Below are 18,277 nucleotides of genomic sequence, written 5' to 3' on the forward strand. Positions count from 1 at the left end.
ACCCCGAGACTCGGGACCGCGCGCACCAGGCATGCGCGTTCCCGTAACGAAATCGGCACAGCGATTGACACGCTTCAATCCACGTGGTTCCATCCTGATTGAAACGTTCTAAACAGCAGCAACCGGAGCCCACGACGACGCGGGATCCGGGTCCGTTTCACCCGGGGTACCCCGCCCCGGGCCTTACGAGGAGGTAAGGAATGTCAGCTCGTTCCCTGACCACGAGGACGCTCACCACGCGCGCCGTCGTCAAACGACTCGTCGCCATCGGCGGCGCCACGGTCCTGATCGGCGGGCTCGCAGCGTGTTCGTCCGGCGGTTCCGCCGACGAAGGCGGCGGCAAGGTGCAGATCACCTACCAGGCCGACAACTCGCCCGCGACCGCAGCCACCGCGAAGCCGCTCATCGAGGCGTTCGAGAAGGCAAACCCCGACATCACGGTCAAGTTCGACACCCGCCCGCAGGGCACCGACGGCGACAACCTGGTGAAGACCCAGCTGTCGACCGGCGAGATGGCCGACGTCTTCAACTACAACTCCGGTTCGCTCATGCAGGCCCTCAACCCGGACAACACCCTGGTGGACCTGTCCGACGAGAGCTGGACGAAGGACGTCGACGAGCAGTTCACCAAGGTCGTCAGCACCGACAAGGGCGTCTACGGCGCTCCCTTCGGCACGAGCTTCGGCGGCGGCGTCATGTACAACAAGAAGGTCTACGCGGACCTCGGGCTCAGCGTCCCCACCACGTGGGACGAGTTCATCAGCAACAGCGAGAAGATCAAGGACGCCGGCAAGGTCGCCCCGATCATCCAGACGTACGGCGACACCTGGACCAGCCAGCTGTTCGTGCTCGGCGACTTCGCCAACATCACGGCGCAGGACAAGGACTGGGCGGACAACTACACCGCGAACAAGGAGTCCTACGCCAAGGACCCCGCACTCGCCGGCTTCGACCACCTCGCCGAGGGCAAGGACAAGGACCTCTACAACGAGGACTACGCCTCGGCCACGCAGGCGAACGGCCTGAAGATGCTCGCCGACGGCACCGGGGCGCAGTACCCGATGCTGACGAACGCGATCTCGACGCTGCAGCAGGACAGCCCCGACGCGGTCGAGGACATCGGAGCGTTCGCGCTGCCGGCCGAGGACGCCGACGACACGAACCTGACCATCTGGGAGCCGAACGGCCTGTACATCCCGAAGACCACCGAGGGTGACGAGCTCGCCGCCGCGAAGAAGTTCATCGCCTTCGCGAACTCGGCCGACGGCTGCAAGGTGCAGAACGACACCGGAACCCCCGGTGGCCCGTACGTCATCTCGACCTGCTCGCTGCCCGACGACGTGCCCCCGATGATCGACGACCTGCAGAAGTACCTGGACGACGGCAAGGCGAGCCCGGCGCTCGAGTTCCTGTCCCCGATCAAGGGCCCGAACCTCGAGAAGATCTGCGTGCAGGTCGGCTCCGGCATCACCAACGCGGCCAAGGGTGCTGACCAGTACGACGACGACGTCGTCCAGCAGGCACAGCAGCTCGGCATCAAGGGCTGGTGACACGGTGACCGCGACACTCACGACGGCACTCGAGCCGGCGAAGACCCGAGCGGGCTCCGGCGGGACCGGTCCCGCGCGCAAGCGGATGCGCTCGTTCTACCCCGCCTGGTTCTTCATCCCCGCGATCGCGCTGTACGTCGTGTTCTTCGCGGTCCCCACCTTCGCCGGGTTCTACTTCTCCCTCACCCGCTGGACGCTGTTCGACCAGACCTTCATCGGTTTCGACAACTTCGTCCGGTTCTTCCAGGACCCGCAGCTCGTCTCCGGGTTCGTGCACACGTTCCAGTACGGCTTCGTGACGAGCGCGGCGAAGGTGGTCATCGGACTCGCCCTCGCCCTGCTCCTCACGTCGCCCGTGCTGGGGCGCGGCTACCTGCGGGCGGTCGTGTTCTTCCCGGTGCTCGTGTCGACGATCGGCATCGGCATCACGTTCAAGGCGCTGATGGACCCGTTCCACGGGATCATCAACGGCGTCCTCGGCTCGGTCGGCCTCCCGACTCCGGGGTGGCTGACCGACCCGGCCCTCGCCCTCTGGAGCGTCGCCGCGGTGGACGTCTGGAAGGGCGTCGGCATCGCGACGCTCATCTTCATCGCCGGCATCGTGGCGATCCCGCAGGAGTACTTCGAGGCCGCACGGGTCGACGGCGCGAGCGCGTGGTCGATCTTCCGGAACATCACCCTGCCACTGTCGCGTCCCGCGATGGGCACCGTCATCATCCTGTCGCTGATCGGCGGGCTGCGGTCCTTCGACCTGATCTGGGCGATGACCGGCGGTGGGCCAGGGTTCACCAGTGACGTCATCGCGAGCGTCATCTACAAGCAGTACCAGGCCGGGTTCTACGGCCTGTCGACCGCCGGCAACGTGGTCCTGTTCGTGGTCGTGACAGCGATCATGGTCCCGATCTCGTGGCTCCTGAACCGCAAGGAGGCGGACCTGTGACCGCCATCGTCGACCAGCGGCTGACCCCGGCCGCTCCCCGCGGACGCCACCCGGGCCGGACCCGCCGGTGGGTCATCGGCTCGATCGCCATCGTCGTCAGCTTCGTGGTGTTCCTGGTGCCGTTCGTCTTCGTCCTGCTGCAGGCCATGAAGAACCCGGCCGAGGCGAACCAGCTCGGCTTCAGCCTGCCGACCGAGTGGCAGCTCTGGCAGAACCTGCAGGCCGTGTTCGGATCCGGTGACGGCGTGATCGTCCGCGCGTTCCTGAACAGTGCGGTCCTGACCGTGGGCAGCGTGATCGTGATGGTCGTGTTCTCCGCGATGGTCGGGTACGTGCTGCAGCGTCGTCCGAGCAAGTGGAACGGCGTGATCAACTTCTTCGTCCTGGCGGGCCTCATCGTCCCGCCCGCGATCGTCCCGACGATCTGGGTGCTCCAGGGGCTCAACCTGTTCAAGACCATGGGCGGGATGATCCTCATCGAGGCGACCTTCGGCCTGTCGTTCTGCATCCTGCTCTTCCGGGCGTTCGTGGCGACGATCCCGAAGGAGCTCGACGAGGCAGCCGTCCTCGACGGCGCCGGACCGATCCGTCTGTTCTTCGGCGTCGTGCTGCCGCTGCTCAAGCCGGTCATCATCACGGTCGTGCTCGTGCAGTCCGTCACGGTGTTCAACGACTTCACGAACCCGCTGTACTTCCTGCCGGGGTCCGAGAACGCCACGGTGCAGCAGACGCTCTACTCGTTCCAGAGCCAGTCGGTCAGCCAGCTCAACCTGCTGTTCACCGACGTCCTGCTCATCACGATCCCGCCGCTGATCCTCTACGTCTTCTTCAACCGCCAGATCGTCGCCGGCATGACCAGCGGCGCCGTCAAGGGCTGACCCCACGACCCCCGCACCGGTCGACGACGACCGGTCGCGTGAAAGGACACACCACATGACCGCCTGGACCGCACCGTTCATCACGAGCGACGCCGACCTCGGGAGCGCACCGATCCTGCGCCGTGAGTTCGCCCTCGACGACGGCCACGGCGCCGTCACCGGAGCGACCCTCGACGTCAGCGCCCTCGGCGTCGTCGAGGCGTGGCTCGGTGGCGAACGCGTCTCCGACCACCTGCTCGAACCGGGGTGGACGAGCTACGAGTGGCGCATCCGCGTCGTCTCGCACGACGTCACGGCGCACCTGACCGGCACCGGCTCGGGCGAGGCGGCAGTCCTCGCACTCGTCCTCGGCAAGGGCTGGGCCGCCGGGCGCCTCGCGTGGGGTGGTGGCGGCGGCTGGTACGCCGACGAGCCCGCTGGGTTCGCCGAGCTCCGCATCACGTTCGCCGACGGCCACGAACAGCTCGTCGCCACCGACACGGACTGGCAGGCCCTGTCCAGCGCGATCACCGCCGACCAGCTGTACGACGGCGAGGACATCGACGCCCGGCTCCGCGACGGCTCCTTCCTGACGCCCGGCGAGGTCACCACGCCGAGCGTCGACGGCCACGAGGGACGCACCAGCGCCGTGCGCACCGTCGACATCGGCGAGCGCGAACTCGTCGCCGACACCGTGCCGCCGGTCCGACCCCTCGCCGAGATCGCCCCCATCGAGGTCTGGACGAGCCCGTCCGGCGCGACGCTGATCGACTTCGGCGTGAACCTGGTCGGCTGGCTCCGCCTGACCGCGAGCGGACCGGCCGGCACCGTCCTGACCCTGAAGCACGCCGAGGTGCTCGAACACGACGAGCTCGGCACCCGCCCACTGCGTACCGCGAAGGCGACGGACCACTTCACCCTGAGCGGCGGCGAGGACCGCTTCGAGCCCCGCTTCACCTTCCACGGCTTCCGTTACGCCCAGGTCGACGGGTGGACCGGCACGCTCGACGAACTCCGATCGGCCGTCACCGCGGTGCAGGTCGGCTCCGACCTGACCCGGACGGGCACGTTCGAGTCCAGCCACGAGCTGCTCAACACGTTCCACGACAACGTCATCCGGGGCATGCAGGGCAACTTCCTGAGCGTCCCGACCGACTGCCCGCAGCGCGACGAGCGCCTCGGGTGGACGGGCGACATCGCGGCGTTCGCGCCGACGGCGTCCTACCTGTTCGACACCCGCGCCTTCCTGGGCGACTGGCTCCGCGACGTGTGGCTCGAGCAGCAGCACGCCGACGGTGTCATCCCGTTCGTGGTGCCGGACGTGCTCAAGTACTCCCCCGCCGAGGACTTCGGCACCCCCGACGCCACAGCCATCTGGTCGGACGCCGGCGTCTGGGTGCCGTGGACCCTGTACCAGGCGTACGGCGACACCGCGGTGCTCGAGGAGCAGCTCGACTCGATGACGGCGCACCTCCGCCGCATCAAGGGCCATCTGTCACCCGAGGGCCTGTGGGACACCGTCTTCCAGTTCGGCGACTGGCTCGACCCGGACGCCCCGCCGGAGGACGCCGCCAAGGCGAAGGCCGACCCGGGCGTCGTGGCGACGGCGTGCGCGTACCGCAGCGCGACCCTGGTGGCGCAGGCGGCGCGGTTGACGGGCCACGAGGCGGAGGCGACGGAAGCCGAGGAGCTCGCCACGGGCCTCCAGGCCGCGTTCCGTCAGCACTACGTGACCGACGGCCGCATCCGGAGCGACTGCACCACCGTCTACGCGCTCGCGATCGTGTTCGGCATCCTCGACGAGGACGACGAGCGCCGTGCGGGCGACCGCCTGGCGGAGCTGGCCGAGCAGTCCGGGTACCGGATCTCGACGGGCTTCGCGGGCACGCCGTTCATCACCGACGCGCTGACGCAGACCGGCCACCTCGACGACGCGTACCGGCTGCTGCTGCAGACGGAGTGCCCGTCGTGGCTGTACCCGGTGACGATGGGTGCGACGACGGTCTGGGAGCGTTGGGACTCGATGCTGCCGGACGGCACCATCAACCCGGGTGAGATGACCTCGTTCAACCACTACGCACTCGGTGCCGTGGCGGACTGGATGCACCGGGTGGTCGGCGGTCTGTCGGCGCTCGAACCGGGGTACGCCTCCGTGCTCATCGCGCCGCAGCCGGGCGGCGGCCTGACGTGGGCGTCGACGTCGCTCGACTCCGTGCACGGGCACATCGCGGTGCGGTGGGAGCTCGTCGACGGCGAGCTGCTCGTCCGTGCACAGGTGCCCGAGGGGGTCACCGCGGTGGTGCGCCTGCCGGGTGTTGCGGAGCAGCGGCTCGGCGCCGGCTCGCACGAGCTACGCGCGCCGGCTGCGGTGCCGGCCGCGTAGCGCGGGGAGCGGACGGTGGGCTGGTCAGGGTGGTGCGCGGGACGTCTGACGGCGCTCGCCCGGTGTCGCGCCCCCGGGCGGTCTTCGCGCCCCGACTCTTCGGGGCGCGACGGCCGCAACGGGGCGCGCAGCCCGCAACCGAAGTCCGCCCCCTCGCTCCGCGAGCAACCCGCTCGTCCCGCGCCCGCCCGTTCCGCATCGCGCCCGCGCCCGTCCCGCATCGCGCCCCCGTGCGCGCATCGCGCCCCGACTCTCCGGGGCGCGATGCGCGCACCGGGGTGCGCGACGCCACACACCCCACACGGTTGCGGCAGCCCGCCGCGACCCGTACTGTATGAAACGATTCAATCGCACACGAGGAAGTGACACGATGACATCGACCCCGACCTTCACCGGCATCGCCGACCAGCTCGCACGACAGCAGATCGAGCTGCCCAGCTGGGCCTTCGGCAACTCCGGCACCCGCTTCAAGGTGTTCAGCACGCCCGGCACCCCGCGCGACCCGTACGAGAAGATCGCCGACGCCGCGCAGGTGCACGAGTACACCGGCCTCGCGCCGACCGTGGCACTGCACATCCCGTGGGACCTCGTCGACGACTTCAGCGACCTCAAGCGGCACGCCGAAGAGCACGGGGTCGCGCTCGGGACGATCAACTCGAACACGTTCCAGGACGACGACTACAAGTTCGGTGCCCTCACCCACACCGACGCGAGCATCCGGCAGAAGGCGATCGACCACCACCTGCGCTGCATCGACGTGATGGACGCCACCGGCAGCCGTGACCTGAAGATCTGGCTCGCCGAGGGCTCGAACTACCCCGGCCAGGCCGACATGCGCGAACGCCAGGACCGCCTGCACGAGTCGCTCAGCACGATCTACGACCGCCTCGGTGCCGACCAGCGCCTGGTGCTCGAGTACAAGTTCTTCGAGCCGTCGTTCTACCACACCGACGTTCCGGACTGGGGCACGAGCTACGTGCAGACGGCGGCACTCGGCGACAAGGCGATGGTCTGCCTCGACACCGGCCACCACGCCCCCGGCACGAACATCGAGTTCATCGTGATGCAGCTCCTGCGCCTCGGCAAGCTCGGCAGCTTCGACTTCAACTCGCGGTTCTACGCCGACGACGACCTGATCGTGGGCGCAGCGGACCCGTTCCAGCTGTTCCGCATCCTGGTCGAGGTCATCCGCGGCGGCGGCTACGACAACCACGACGTCGCGTTCATGCTCGACCAGTGCCACAACATCGAGGACAAGATCCCCGGTCAGATCCGCTCCGTGCTCAACGTGCAGGAGATGACGGCCCGGGCACTGCTCCTCGACCGCGTGGCCCTGACCGCAGCGCAGGAGGCCCACGACGTCCTCGGCGCGAACGAGGTCTTCATGGACGCGTACCAGACCGACGTCCGGGCGGACCTCGCCGCGTGGCGCGAATCCCGCGGCCTGCCGGCGAACCCGATGCGCGCGTACCTGGACTCCGGGTACCAGCAGTCGATCGCCGAGGACCGCGTCGGCGGCGTCCAGGCCGGTTGGGGCGCGTAGACACATGGCACACACACTGGAGGCTCGGGTGGACCCCGCAACGCACGGCACCGACGCAGACACCACGATCAGTGCGCTCATCGCGCGCTCGAACGCGCTCGGCTCGGATCCGCGGATCACGAACTACGCCGGCGGGAACACCTCGGCGAAGGGCACCGACACCGACCCGGTCACGGGCGAGCCGGTGGAGCTGCTCTGGGTGAAGGGCTCCGGGGGCGACCTCGGCACCCTCACGCCGGCGGGCCTCGCAGTCCTGCGCGTCGACCGCGTCCGTGCACTCCAGGACGTCTACCCGGGGGTGGAGCGCGAGGACGAGATGGTCGCCGCGTTCGACTACACGCTGCACGGCAAGGGCGGTGCCGCCCCGTCCATCGACACGGCGATGCACGCCCTGGTCGACGCCGCGCACGTCGACCACCTGCACCCGGACGCCGGCATCGCCATCGCCACGGCGGCGGACGGACCGGCCCTGACGTCGACGATCTTCGGCGACACGGTGGTGTGGGTGCCGTGGCGCCGACCCGGGTTCCAGCTCGGGCTCGACATCGCCGCGATCAAGCGGGACAACCCCCAGGCGATCGGCACGATCCTCGGCGGCCACGGCATCACGGCGTGGGGCGAGACGAGCGAGGAGGCCGAGGCGAACTCGCGCTGGATCATCGACACCGCCGAGCAGTACATCGCGGAGCACGGGAAGGCCGACCCGTTCGGCGGGTCCCGGGCAGGCTTCGAGGCGCTGCCGACCGACGAACGCCACGCACGCGCCGCCGCCCTCGCCCCGACGATCCGCGGCATCGCCGGGCACGACAAGCCGGTGGTGGGGCACTTCACCGACAGCGACGTCGTGCTCGACTTCCTGGCGTCGTCGCGCGCCGAGGAGCTCGCCGCGCTCGGCACGAGCTGCCCCGACCACTTCCTGCGCACCAAGGTCAAGCCCCTCATCCTCGACCTACCCGCAACCGCGAGCGTCGACGAGCAGACCGCCCGCCTGCACGAACTCCACGAGCAGTACCGCGCGGACTACCAGGCCTACTACGACCGCCACGCGAACCCGGGCTCCCCCGCGATCCGCGGCGCCGACCCGCTCATCGTGCTGGTGCCCGGCGTCGGGATGTTCTCGTACGGCAAGGACGCCCAGACCGCCCGCGTCGCCGGGGAGTTCTACGTCAACGCGATCAACGTCATGCGCGGCGCCGAGTCGTTGAGCACCTACGACCCCATCGACGAGGCCGAGAAGTTCCGCATCGAGTACTGGGCCCTCGAAGAGGCGAAGCTGCAGCGGATGCCGGCCCCCAAGAAGCTCGCCACCCGCATCGCCCTGGTCACCGGAGCCGCGAGCGGCATCGGCAAGGCGATCGCGAAGCGCCTGGCCGCCGAGGGTGCCGCGGTCGTCATCGCCGACCTCGACCTGGCGAAGGCGCAAGACGCTGCCGCGGAGATCGGGAACACGGACAGGGCCATCGGCGTCGCGGCGAACGTGACCTCGGCAGCGGACATCGAGCAGGCGATCCAGCAGACCCTCCTGCACTTCGGCGGCCTCGACCTCGTCGTGAACAACGCCGGACTCTCCCTCAGCAAGAGCCTGCTCGAGACCACCGAACAGGACTGGGACCTGCAGCACGACGTCATGGCGAAGGGATCGTTCCTGGTGTCCAAGGCGGCGGCGAAGGTCCTCATCGAGCAGGGCCTCGGCGGCGACATCGTGTACATCTCGTCGAAGAACTCGGTGTTCGCCGGTCCGAACAACATCGCCTACTCGGCGACCAAGGCCGACCAGGCACACCAGGTCCGGTTGTTGGCGGCGGAGCTCGGTGAGCACGGCGTCCGCGTCAACGGGATCAACCCCGACGGCGTCGTCCGCGGCTCGGGGATCTTCGCGAGCGGCTGGGGTGCGAACCGCGCGAAGACCTACGGCATCGAGGAACAGGACCTCGGCGCGTTCTACGCCCAGCGCACGATCCTCAAGCGCGAGGTCGTGCCCGAGAACGTCGCCAATGCCGTCTACGCCATCTGCACCGACGACTTCTCGCACACGACCGGGTTGCACGTGCCCGTCGACGCGGGTGTCGCCGCCGCGTTCCTGCGCTGATGAACGACAAGCTGATGCACGACAAGAGGTAAGAGCATGTCCACCAGCGGCACCGTCGCCGCCGTCGACCTCGGGGCCACAAGCGGCCGGGTGATCCTCGGGCACGTCGACACCGACGGCGTCCGGATGGAGCACGTCGCCCGGTTCCCGAACGGCCCTGTGACCCTGCACGAGCAGGACCGCGAGGCCCTGCACTGGGACGTCGTCGAGCTCCACCGGCAGGTGACCGACGGCCTCCGTCAGGCGTTCGCCACGCACCCGGCGATCGTCAGCATCGGCATCGACTCGTGGGCGGTCGACTACGGCCTGCTGCGCGACGGTCGGCTGCTCGGGCTGCCGTACCACTACCGCGACGAACGGCACGAGGGCGGCGTCGACCGCGTGCACCGACGGATGGACGCTGCCGAGCTGTACGCCCGGAACGGTCTGCAGCACCTGCCCTTCAACACGGTGTTCCAGTTCGCCGCCGACCCGTCGCTGCAGCTCGCGCAGCGGGCGCTGCTCGTCCCCGACCTGCTCGGCTACTGGCTCACCGGTGTCGAGGCGGCCGAGCGCACGAACGCGTCGACGACCGGGGTCCTGAACGCGACGACCCGCGGGTGGGACCCGGCGTTGCGGGCTGCTGCGGGCCTCCCGGCCGGCCTCCTGCCCACCCTGCGTGACCCGGGCGACCGACTCGGGCCGCTGCTGCTGTCCGTCGCCGACGCCGTCGGCGGGCAGGCGCCCGTCACGCTCGTCGGCTCGCACGACACGGCCTCCGCCGTCGTCGCGGTCCCCGCGACCGAACCGGACTTCGCGTACATCTCCTCCGGCACCTGGTCACTCGTCGGCGTCGAGCTCGACGCACCCGTCCTGTCGGACGCGGCGCGCGACGCGAACTGCACCAACGAGGGCGGGGTCGACGGCCGCGTCCGGTTCCTGAAGAACGTGTCCGGACTGTGGTTGCTGTCCGAGAGCGTCCGCACCTGGGAGCGTGACGGCGCTTCGCTCGACCTGGAGGCCCTGCTCGCCTCCGCCGCGGCCGTCACGGCCCCGGTCCCCGTCTTCGACCCCGCCGACGAGTCGTTCACGGCGCCCGGCGACATGCCCGCTCGCATCGCCGCCTGGTGCGGCGACCACGGGCTGAGCGCGCCCGCGTCGCGGGCCGAGTTCGTGCGGTCGATCCTCGAGTCGCTGGCCGCCGCGTACGCGGAGACACTCGCGACGATCAGCACCATCACGGGCAAAGACGTCCGACAGGTGCACATCGTCGGCGGCGGATCGCAGAACCGGCTGCTCTGCCAGCTGACGGCCGACCGCACCGGGCTGCCCGTCCTGGCCGGGCCCGTCGAGGCGACGGCGCTCGGCAACATCCTGGTGCAGGCGCGGGCCGCTCGCCTCGGCGGACTGGGCGGCGCATCGCTCGAGGGCCTCCGCGCGACCGTCGCCCGTACCGTCGAACCCGTGCGGTACACCCCGCGTTCCTCCGACACTTCCCTCCGCCAAACCACCTCGAGACGTAGGATGTCTGTATGACCTCGACCGACGACCAGCACCGCGTCGACCCCGCCACGGGCGCACCGGCCGCTACCCCGGGTACACCGTCGACCCGGCGGACACCGATCAAGCGGCAGCTACCGACGGTGCGTGACCTCGCGCCGCTCATGCAGTTCAAGAAGCCCTCACTGCCGGGTCGGCGACAGCGGCTCGAGTCGGCACTGACGATCTGGGACCTGCGCGACATCGCCGCTCGGCGCACGCCGAAGGCCGCGTTCGACTACACCGAGGGCGCCGCTGAGGCCGAGATCTCCCTCGCCCGTGCCCGCCAGGCGTTCGAGGACATCGAGTTCACCCCCGCGATCCTGCGCGACGTCTCGAAGGTCGACACGTCCCGATCGGTGCTCGGTGCGCCCGTCGCGTACCCGTTCGGCATCGCCCCCACCGGCTTCACGCGCATGATGCAGACCGAGGGCGAACGTGCCGGTGCCCGGGCAGCCGGACGCGCTGGCATCCCGTTCTCGCTCTCCACCATGGGCACCACCGCGATCGAGGACGTCCGTGACGCCAACCCGAACGGCCGCAACTGGTTCCAGCTGTACATGTGGAAGGACCGCGAGAAGTCGATGGCGCTCGTCTCCCGCGCCGAGAAGGCCGGGTTCGACACACTGCTCGTCACCGTGGACGTGCCCGTCGCCGGTGCGCGCCTGCGGGACAAGCGGAACGGGTTCTCGATCCCGCCGCAGCTGAGCGCCCGGACCGTGCTGAACGCCATCCCGCGACCGTGGTGGTGGTTCGACTTCCTGACCACCGAGCCGCTGGCGTTCGCGTCGCTCGACCGATGGTCCGGCACCGTCGGGGAGCTCCTCGACCACATGTTCGACCCGACCGTCACCTACGAGGACCTCGCCTGGATCCGCGACCAGTGGAAGGGCAAGGTCGTCGTCAAGGGCGTGCAGTCCCTGGCGGACGCGCGCCGTCTGGCGGAGATGGGTGTCGACGGGATCACGCTGTCGAACCACGGCGGGCGCCAGCTCGACCGCGCCTCCGTGCCGTTCCACCTGCTGCCCTCCGTGGTCAAGGAGGTCGGCATGGACACCGAGGTGCACCTCGACACCGGCATCATGTCCGGCGCGGACATCGTCGCCGCCGTGGCGCTCGGTGCGAAGTTCACCATGGTCGGCCGGGCCTACCTGTACGGGCTGATGGCGGGCGGCGAGGCCGGCGTCGACCGGATGATCCAGATCCTGTCGGAGCAGATCGAGCGCACGATGCGGCTGCTCGGGGTCACGTCGCTCGACGAGCTCGAGCCCGGGCACGTGACGCAGCTGCAGCGGTTGCAGCCGGTGCCGCGCGGCTGAGGCGGCGGGCCGGCCCGAGACTCGGGGTGGGCGACGGTTCCCGCGGCTTCGGCCGCGAGTCCGGTCGCCCACCCCGAGTCTCGTGTGCCCGCCGTTCACCGCGCGTTCGAGTGCCGATTCGGGCGATTACCCCCGAACGGGGCACAAATGATGCAAGATGTCCGTGGACGCGTCACCGAACCCCTCGGCATCCTGCCCCCTGGCGCGCCGTCCCCTCCCCGCATCCTGCGCCCGAGCACCACGAGGAGCCCGACATCTCGACCCGAAGCACGTGCACGCCCATGCGCGGCACGACCCCCGCGACCACCACGCCCACCACCGAACGGCACACCCGATGAGCCGCCGTCGCGCGATCCTGGCGGCAGCGACCGCCGGTTGCCTGGCACTCGGAGTCCCCACCGCCTCCGCCGCCTCCGCTGACAGCTGGTGGGGTTGGGGCGGACACCGCCACGGGCAGCACGCCCCGGTGACCCCCACTCCCACCCCCTCGGACACTGCGACCCCGGCCCCGTCGGACGACGACGAGTCGGACACGACGCCGACGGCGACGCCCGCGCCGACCGCCGAGGCCGCGCCGATCGAGGACACCACCCCGACCGCAGAACCCGAGGCGGCTGCCCCCACCGACGACGCCGAAGCCGCGGAGCCGGAAGCCGAGGACGCAGCCGAACCGCAGGACGAGGTCGCCGACACCTCCGCCGCGCCGGCCGCCTCGTTCGTCGAGGACTTCACCACCGACGCCGTCACCGGCCTCGTCTCGCGGCTCTACCCGCAGTCGTGGCAGCCCTACCCCGACGGCACCTCCGGCATCTACGCGCCGAGCAAGACCGTCTCGGTGCACGACGGCGTGATGGACGTCGCCCTCGGCACCGGAGCGGGGGCGGCCGGCACGTTCGGCTCCTCCGCCGGAGCCTGGGACCACGTCGGCGGCTCGTTCTCCGTCCGCGCCAAGGCGACCGGTGGCGACGGCAACGGCGCGGCGTTCATGCTGTGGCCGACGTCGGGCACCTGGTCCGACGGCGAGATCGACTTCCCCGAGGGCAACTTCGAGGACAGCCCCTCGGCCTTCCACCACTCGATGACCCCGGGCAAGGAAGCCGACCGCGTGCAGATCGGTACCGGCGTCTCGTGGCGCGACTGGCACACCTACACGGTGGACTGGGTGCCCGGAGAGTCGGTCACCTACAGCGTCGACGGCAAGGTCCTCGACACGATCACCCACGACGTGCCGACGACCCCGCACCGCTTCATGTTCCAGGTCGGCAACTGGGGCGACCAGGGCAACCTGCTCATCGACTGGGTCTCCACCACGGAGTGAGCGTCCGGCCCACAGAGTGAGCAGAAGACGTCGGGTTCCCACCAGGGACCCGACGTCTTCTGCTCACTCGCGCCTCGCGCGCAGGGTGGCCGACAGGCCGACCGAGGTCGACGTCAGTCCATGGCCTGATACCGAACGGCGCCATCGGTGGACCGGTACGGGATCGAGAAGCTCGAGCAAATCACGCCGTTCTCGTAGTCGTCCTTGACCGTGTCCATGAAGGCGTACGCCTCGTCGTCTGTGGCGAAGACGCCCAGGACCGTGTTGTCCGGTGACTCGTCGTGCTGGACGATCCAGACCTCCCCGCCGGCGAAGGGCTTCGGGCGTCGGAAGAAGCGTGGCCCCGGGCTCCGTCTACTCACGATGGAGAGTGTAGGTGCGCGCTGTCCGTTGGCCGATCCTCAGCGCACATCACGGCTGGTGGAAGTTCGGCGCATCCACGGCGGAGAGCCCGCCGCGACAATGCGGAAGGGACTCGACCGGCGTGACGTCGTGAGCGCGGACCCCACCCGTCCTCATCGCCCCACCAGACGCACTCGCCCTCGACGCGATCTCGGCGCAGCCTGAGTGGGACACTGCCGGAGTGATCAAGAACATCCAGGTGGAGCTGAACATCCATGGCCAGCGGGGCTCTTCGGAGCACGTGACACAACTCCTGGGTGTCAGGCCCGACGAGCAGTACGAGATCGGCGACCTCAAGGGTGAGGGGCCCCGCGTGTTCGACGTATCGATTTGGAACGTGTTCAGCGTCGTTCACGTCGACGAGATCCGCGCCGACCACGGGCAGGACCCTTGGGGGCGTGTGCAGTGGGTCCTGCAGCTGTTGCCAGAGAACGCGGCGGACCTTTTCGCGCGTCTGCGCGAGGAGGGCTACGTGGTCAGCCTGTCGGTGTCCCTCATCACCGACCACAAGGAGAACGCCTTCGTTGTGCCGACGGAGGTTTTGCGCCAGGTGGGAGCCGCTGGGCTCGATCTCGAACTGACACCCGTGTCGACCGAGCACATGGAGATCTCGTACCGCGACGTCTGGTGAGTCCCGGCGCCGTCAGTGTGAGGTGCGCACGATCTTCCGATGACGGTTGGCTGACCGGACGACTGATGACTTCCGACATCTCCCGCAGCGAAGTGAGGCTGTGACTGTTCGCGCTGTGATGCGTGATTCTGATCATGTTGTTTTGCATCATCCGGTGACGAGGGTGCTCGCGGCGGCTTCGATGACGTCGTCGGTGATGGTGTCGAGCTCGTTGATTTTGAGGACTCTGGCGATCTGTGGGAAGAGACGCTCAAGGAGACGGAAGTTGCCGCGGGTGATGCGGGCGATGGCTGCGACGGCTTGGTGATCGGTGAAGTCGTCTGCGTCGAGTTCGCGTCCGAGGCGTTTCCACTGCCGGTCGAGAACGAACATGAGTTCCTCGGTGGTGAGGGGCTGGTAGTTGTGCGCGAAGCCGAGCCGGCTGAAGAGTTGCGGGTAGTGACGGAAGCGTTGGTCGAGACCTGGCATGCCGATGAGGACGACGGCGACGCGGGTGCGGTCGTGGAGGTCGCGCAGCATCTCTAGCGCGGTAGCGGAGAGCCGCTCGGACTCGTCGATGATGATCAGCTCGACGCGGCTGGGGCTGGTCGGTTTGAGGGTCTTCCAGTCGTCGAGATGCTGGGTGATGAGCAGGTCTATGTCGTCGTCGAGGCGTTTGAGCTCGCTGGTGAGGTTGCGGGTGCCGGTGGTGACGGGTGGGGTGTAGAACACGCTCCGGGCCCGGCCTGCTGCGGAGACGACCTTGTCGTTGATGTTGCGTGGGCCGAAGTGCCCGCCAAGGTGAGGTTCGATAGTGTCCCAGTTCGCGTAGCGGCGGCCGGACATGGTCTTGCCGACGCCGGCGTCGCCGTAGCAGATCCCGATGGTGTGTTCTTTGCGCACGACGTTGGCGAACTCGGTGAAGCGGCGGTGTTCCTTCGTGATGATGAACTTGCCGGTCATGGGAGGTCCTCTTCGTAGGTCCGGAGCTTCGGTTTCAGTCGTGGTGTGGATGAGTTGGGTTGTTCGGGTTCACGCGCGGGTAGGGCACGCGGGATGCGCTCGTTGATGCCGGCGCGGAGTTGTCGGCGTCGTGCTCTGCGCGCGGTGTCGATGTCGTGCAGGGAGGGGCGCAGGTTGGGGTGATCCTCGTCGACGGCGACGCAGATGAACGTGTCGTGGTCGAAGACGCGGATCTCGGAGACGTCGCGGGGGTCGTAGCGCACGGTGACGGGGTGGCCGACGAAGCTGGCGAGCGTGGGTGCGAGGTAGCGCTGGCCGAGGAAGTGCACGCCGTCGCGTTGCACGATCCGGCTGGTCGGCACGGTGAGAAGCAGACCGTCGAGGGCTTCGAGCGAGTCCGGTAAACGGGGTAACCAGCCGTCACCGATCCACGCGTCGTGTGGGCTGGTCTTGAGCTCACGGTGAGCGCGGGCGTTGTAGCTGCCGATGAATGTTCGGATGGCCTGGTCGAGTTCCGGTAGCCGCAGCGCCGGGACCGACTCGGCGCCGGCCGTGAGATGTCCGGGCAGGGTGGGGAGCAGTTCCGTGTTGATGGTGCCGAAGAAGCGTTCGACTTTCCCTCGGCCCTGCGGGCGGCCGACTGTGGAGTGGATGATCCGGACGTGCAGGTCACGGGTGGCGTGCTCGAGGTGGTGGCTGATGAAGTCGCTGCCGTGGTCGACGTGCAGCACGTCGGGGACGCCGCACATCGCCCAGGCCGGATCAGGCTTGGGCCAGATCGCTTGCCGGAGCGCGAGCGCGGTGTTCATCGCCGACGGCGCGCCGGAGAAGACCATGTACCCGCAGATGGCACGCGAGTAGTCATCGAGGATGACAGTGAGCCACGGCCGGTCGGGCTTGTCATCGGCACCTTTGATGAGGATGTCGAGCATGGTGTGGTCCGCTTGCCAAACGTGGTTTGGACGGTTCGCCCGGCGCCGAAGTACCAGTTCGTGTTTATCGCGGTACGACGTCGGCCCGTCGAGGGCGAGCGTGATCATCGCGGGGTCGAGACTTCGGATGATTCGTCGCACCGTTGAGTACGACGGTGCGGTCGTTCCCGCGCTGGCTGCACGTTCGGCCACGAGCCGATGCAGCGTCGCGACGGATGGTCGCGGCCGCGACAGCGCTAACCCCTCGACGAGTCGGATCAGTTCGGGAGGCGTGTGCCGTTGTCCGCTGTCAGAGCGACGGGAGGTGTCGAGTCCGGCGGCTCCGGCTTTCCGGTAGCGGGCCAGCCAACCCGCAAGGGTCCGGAGAGGGACACCGCTCTCCCCCGCGAGGGCAGTTAGCGGGATCTGGTCCTCGACATGTAGTCGAAGGATCCGCCACCGCGCTTCCGCGTCCATGACCAGCCGGTTACATCGGTGACGTCGCTCCCGCGGCGTCGCCCTGCAGATGACGGTAGATCGTGGGGCGGGAAACGCCGAACGTGTCGGCGATCTCCTGGACGGTGTGGCCGCCGGCGTCGTACATCGCTCGGGCTTGCCGAATCTTGTTCGCAGTCATTTTGAACTTCGGGCCCCCCGAGCGTCCACGGGCGCGGGCGGCAGCGAGGCCGTCGTGGGTGCGCTCCACGATGAGGTCGTGCTCGAACTCCGCGATCGCAGCGAGCATGTGGAAGAACAACCGCCCGCCTGGGGTGGTGGTGTCGATGCCCTGCGAGAGCGCGCGGAGACCGACCCCGCGGTCGTGGAGCTCGTCGGCGATCTGCTTCAGGTTCTTCACCGACCGTCCCAGGCGGTCGAGCTTCGTCACCACGAGCGTGTCCCCTCGGCGGAGGTAGCCGAGTGCTTCGGTCAGCGCCGGCCTCGTCGCGAGCGTGCCGGAGGCGTGGTCGACGAACACCTTCTCGCAGCCGGCGGCGTCGAGGACGTCGGTTTGCCCCTCGGCATGCTGCTCTCGCGTCGAGACTCGCGCGTATCCGACCGATGCCATGCGGGAACTGTAACGCGAACGCCGGGTTCGGTACATAGATCACGGACACGGATCACGAGACAGCGGCGCGCCGATCCCGCGCCAAGGCCAGCGTGCGGCTCGTGAACGACCGTCTGTGAACAGATGCTCCCGAGGTCGCTAGTTGCCCATTGAGTAAACTTGCCCACTGGGCAAATATGTTCTAGTTTGGTGTCATGACAGACGAGGTCTCGTTCCGTGAGCAGAAGAAGGCAGCGATCCGTGACGCGTTGAGCGTGACCACCGTGCTGCTCGCCCGGGAGCGTGGGCTCGACAACATCCGCGTTGAGGACATCGTCGGCCGGGTTGGGGTGTCGAGGCGGACGTTCGGGAACTACTTCTCGAGCAAGGAAGACGCGATCGCAGACCGCCACGTGCAACGCGTCCGCACGGCGGCCGACGATTTGCTGCAGCGGCCACGCGAGGAGCCGTTGTGGACTGCCATCACGGAGGCGCTGCTCGCTCCGTACGAGGCAGAAGAGACGACGGTCCCCTCGCAAGAGGAGCAGAGCGGGCTGCTTGCAGTGCTGTCGACGCCGGGCATACAGTCAGCCGTCGATCGAGGTGCTCGCGCAGCGAACGCAGTATTCGCGGCCGCCGTCGCGGCGCGCTCTGACGCAGCACCGGAAGATCCCATGCCTGGTCTGGTGTCCGCCGCGGCGCTTTCGACCTTGTTGACAACGCTGGAGTCCTGGGCGGCGCGCGCGGAGCCGCAACCCCTGCAGCCGTTCCTCCGAGCTGCGTTCCAACTCCTCGGCGACGGTTTCGACCACCTCCGCTGACCACTGAT

Annotated in this window: 15 protein-coding genes; 11 read left to right on the forward strand and 4 right to left on the reverse strand. The window is 68.8% G+C overall.

Annotated features, from left to right (window positions below; genetic code table 11):
* The first annotated feature begins 200 nt into the window (after positions 1–200).
* The 9 genes from DEJ14_RS13785 to DEJ14_RS13825 all read left to right on the forward strand — a co-directional run bounded on the left by DEJ14_RS13785 (position 201) and on the right by DEJ14_RS13825 (position 13,517).
* On the forward strand, positions 201–1,550 hold the full coding sequence (locus tag DEJ14_RS13785) for an ABC transporter substrate-binding protein (RefSeq protein ID WP_111084415.1): 1,350 nt from the start codon (positions 201–203) through the stop codon (positions 1,548–1,550).
* Between the two features lie 4 nt (positions 1,551–1,554).
* A complete protein-coding gene (locus DEJ14_RS13790; RefSeq protein WP_243649937.1) occupies positions 1,555–2,490 on the forward strand; it encodes a carbohydrate ABC transporter permease in 936 nt (311 codons plus the stop codon).
* Between the two features lie 5 nt (positions 2,491–2,495).
* Positions 2,496–3,368: a carbohydrate ABC transporter permease gene (locus tag DEJ14_RS13795; RefSeq protein WP_243692442.1), complete on the forward strand. Its 873-nt coding sequence runs from the start codon at positions 2,496–2,498 to the stop codon at positions 3,366–3,368.
* Positions 3,369–3,423: 55 nt separating this feature from the next.
* Entirely contained in the window at positions 3,424–5,730 is a 2,307-nt protein-coding gene (locus DEJ14_RS13800; RefSeq protein WP_111084416.1) for an alpha-L-rhamnosidase, read from the forward strand.
* A 370-nt stretch (positions 5,731–6,100) separates the two neighbouring features.
* Positions 6,101–7,273, forward strand: coding sequence for an L-rhamnose isomerase (gene rhaI, locus DEJ14_RS13805; RefSeq protein ID WP_111084417.1), 1,173 nt, complete (start codon positions 6,101–6,103; stop codon positions 7,271–7,273).
* Between the two features lie 4 nt (positions 7,274–7,277).
* Positions 7,278–9,362, forward strand: a complete 2,085-nt coding sequence (locus tag DEJ14_RS13810) for a bifunctional aldolase/short-chain dehydrogenase (RefSeq protein ID WP_111084418.1) — start codon at positions 7,278–7,280, stop codon at positions 9,360–9,362.
* A 36-nt stretch (positions 9,363–9,398) separates the two neighbouring features.
* Positions 9,399–10,877, forward strand: coding sequence for a rhamnulokinase (locus DEJ14_RS13815; protein ID WP_111084419.1), 1,479 nt, complete (start codon positions 9,399–9,401; stop codon positions 10,875–10,877).
* 128 nt (positions 10,878–11,005) lie between these two features.
* Complete coding sequence (locus DEJ14_RS13820) at positions 11,006–12,199, forward strand: alpha-hydroxy acid oxidase (protein ID WP_111084497.1); 1,194 nt, start codon at positions 11,006–11,008, stop codon at positions 12,197–12,199.
* Between the two features lie 334 nt (positions 12,200–12,533).
* Positions 12,534–13,517, forward strand: a complete 984-nt coding sequence (locus DEJ14_RS13825; RefSeq protein ID WP_220036388.1) for a glycoside hydrolase family 16 protein — start codon at positions 12,534–12,536, stop codon at positions 13,515–13,517.
* A gap of 113 nt (positions 13,518–13,630) precedes the next feature.
* On the opposite strand, the gene DEJ14_RS13830 is transcribed toward DEJ14_RS13825, so the two are convergent.
* Positions 13,631–13,879 carry a hypothetical protein gene (locus DEJ14_RS13830; protein ID WP_235035885.1) on the reverse strand — a complete coding sequence of 83 codons (249 nt, stop codon included), beginning with the start codon at positions 13,877–13,879 and terminating at the stop codon, positions 13,631–13,633.
* Positions 13,880–14,100: 221 nt separating this feature from the next.
* Between DEJ14_RS13830 and DEJ14_RS13835 the strand changes: the two genes are divergently transcribed.
* A complete protein-coding gene (locus tag DEJ14_RS13835) occupies positions 14,101–14,550 on the forward strand; it encodes a DUF4279 domain-containing protein (RefSeq protein WP_181437433.1) in 450 nt (149 codons plus the stop codon).
* A 147-nt stretch (positions 14,551–14,697) separates the two neighbouring features.
* On the opposite strand, the gene DEJ14_RS13840 is transcribed toward DEJ14_RS13835, so the two are convergent.
* From DEJ14_RS13840 to DEJ14_RS13850, 3 genes are read right to left on the reverse strand one after another with little or no spacing between them, the layout of a single operon-like run.
* Complete coding sequence (locus tag DEJ14_RS13840; RefSeq protein ID WP_111084421.1) at positions 14,698–15,492, reverse strand: AAA family ATPase; 795 nt, start codon at positions 15,490–15,492, stop codon at positions 14,698–14,700.
* Positions 15,489–16,880 (reverse strand): TnsB C-terminal domain-containing protein, encoded by a 1,392-nt coding sequence (locus tag DEJ14_RS13845; protein WP_111084422.1) that lies wholly within the window; start codon positions 16,878–16,880, stop codon positions 15,489–15,491. Before DEJ14_RS13845 ends, DEJ14_RS13840 begins: the two co-directional genes overlap by 4 nt.
* Before the next feature lie 10 nt (positions 16,881–16,890).
* Positions 16,891–17,469 carry a recombinase family protein gene (locus DEJ14_RS13850; protein ID WP_111084423.1) on the reverse strand — a complete coding sequence of 193 codons (579 nt, stop codon included), beginning with the start codon at positions 17,467–17,469 and terminating at the stop codon, positions 16,891–16,893.
* Positions 17,470–17,663: 194 nt separating this feature from the next.
* On the opposite strand from DEJ14_RS13850, the gene DEJ14_RS13855 reads away from it, so the two are divergent.
* A complete protein-coding gene (locus DEJ14_RS13855; protein WP_111084424.1) occupies positions 17,664–18,269 on the forward strand; it encodes a TetR/AcrR family transcriptional regulator in 606 nt (201 codons plus the stop codon).
* The last annotated feature ends 8 nt before the right edge of the window (positions 18,270–18,277 follow it).

It is taken from the genome of Curtobacterium sp. MCJR17_020, assembly GCF_003234365.2.
In the GTDB taxonomy this organism is placed as follows: domain Bacteria; phylum Actinomycetota; class Actinomycetes; order Actinomycetales; family Microbacteriaceae; genus Curtobacterium.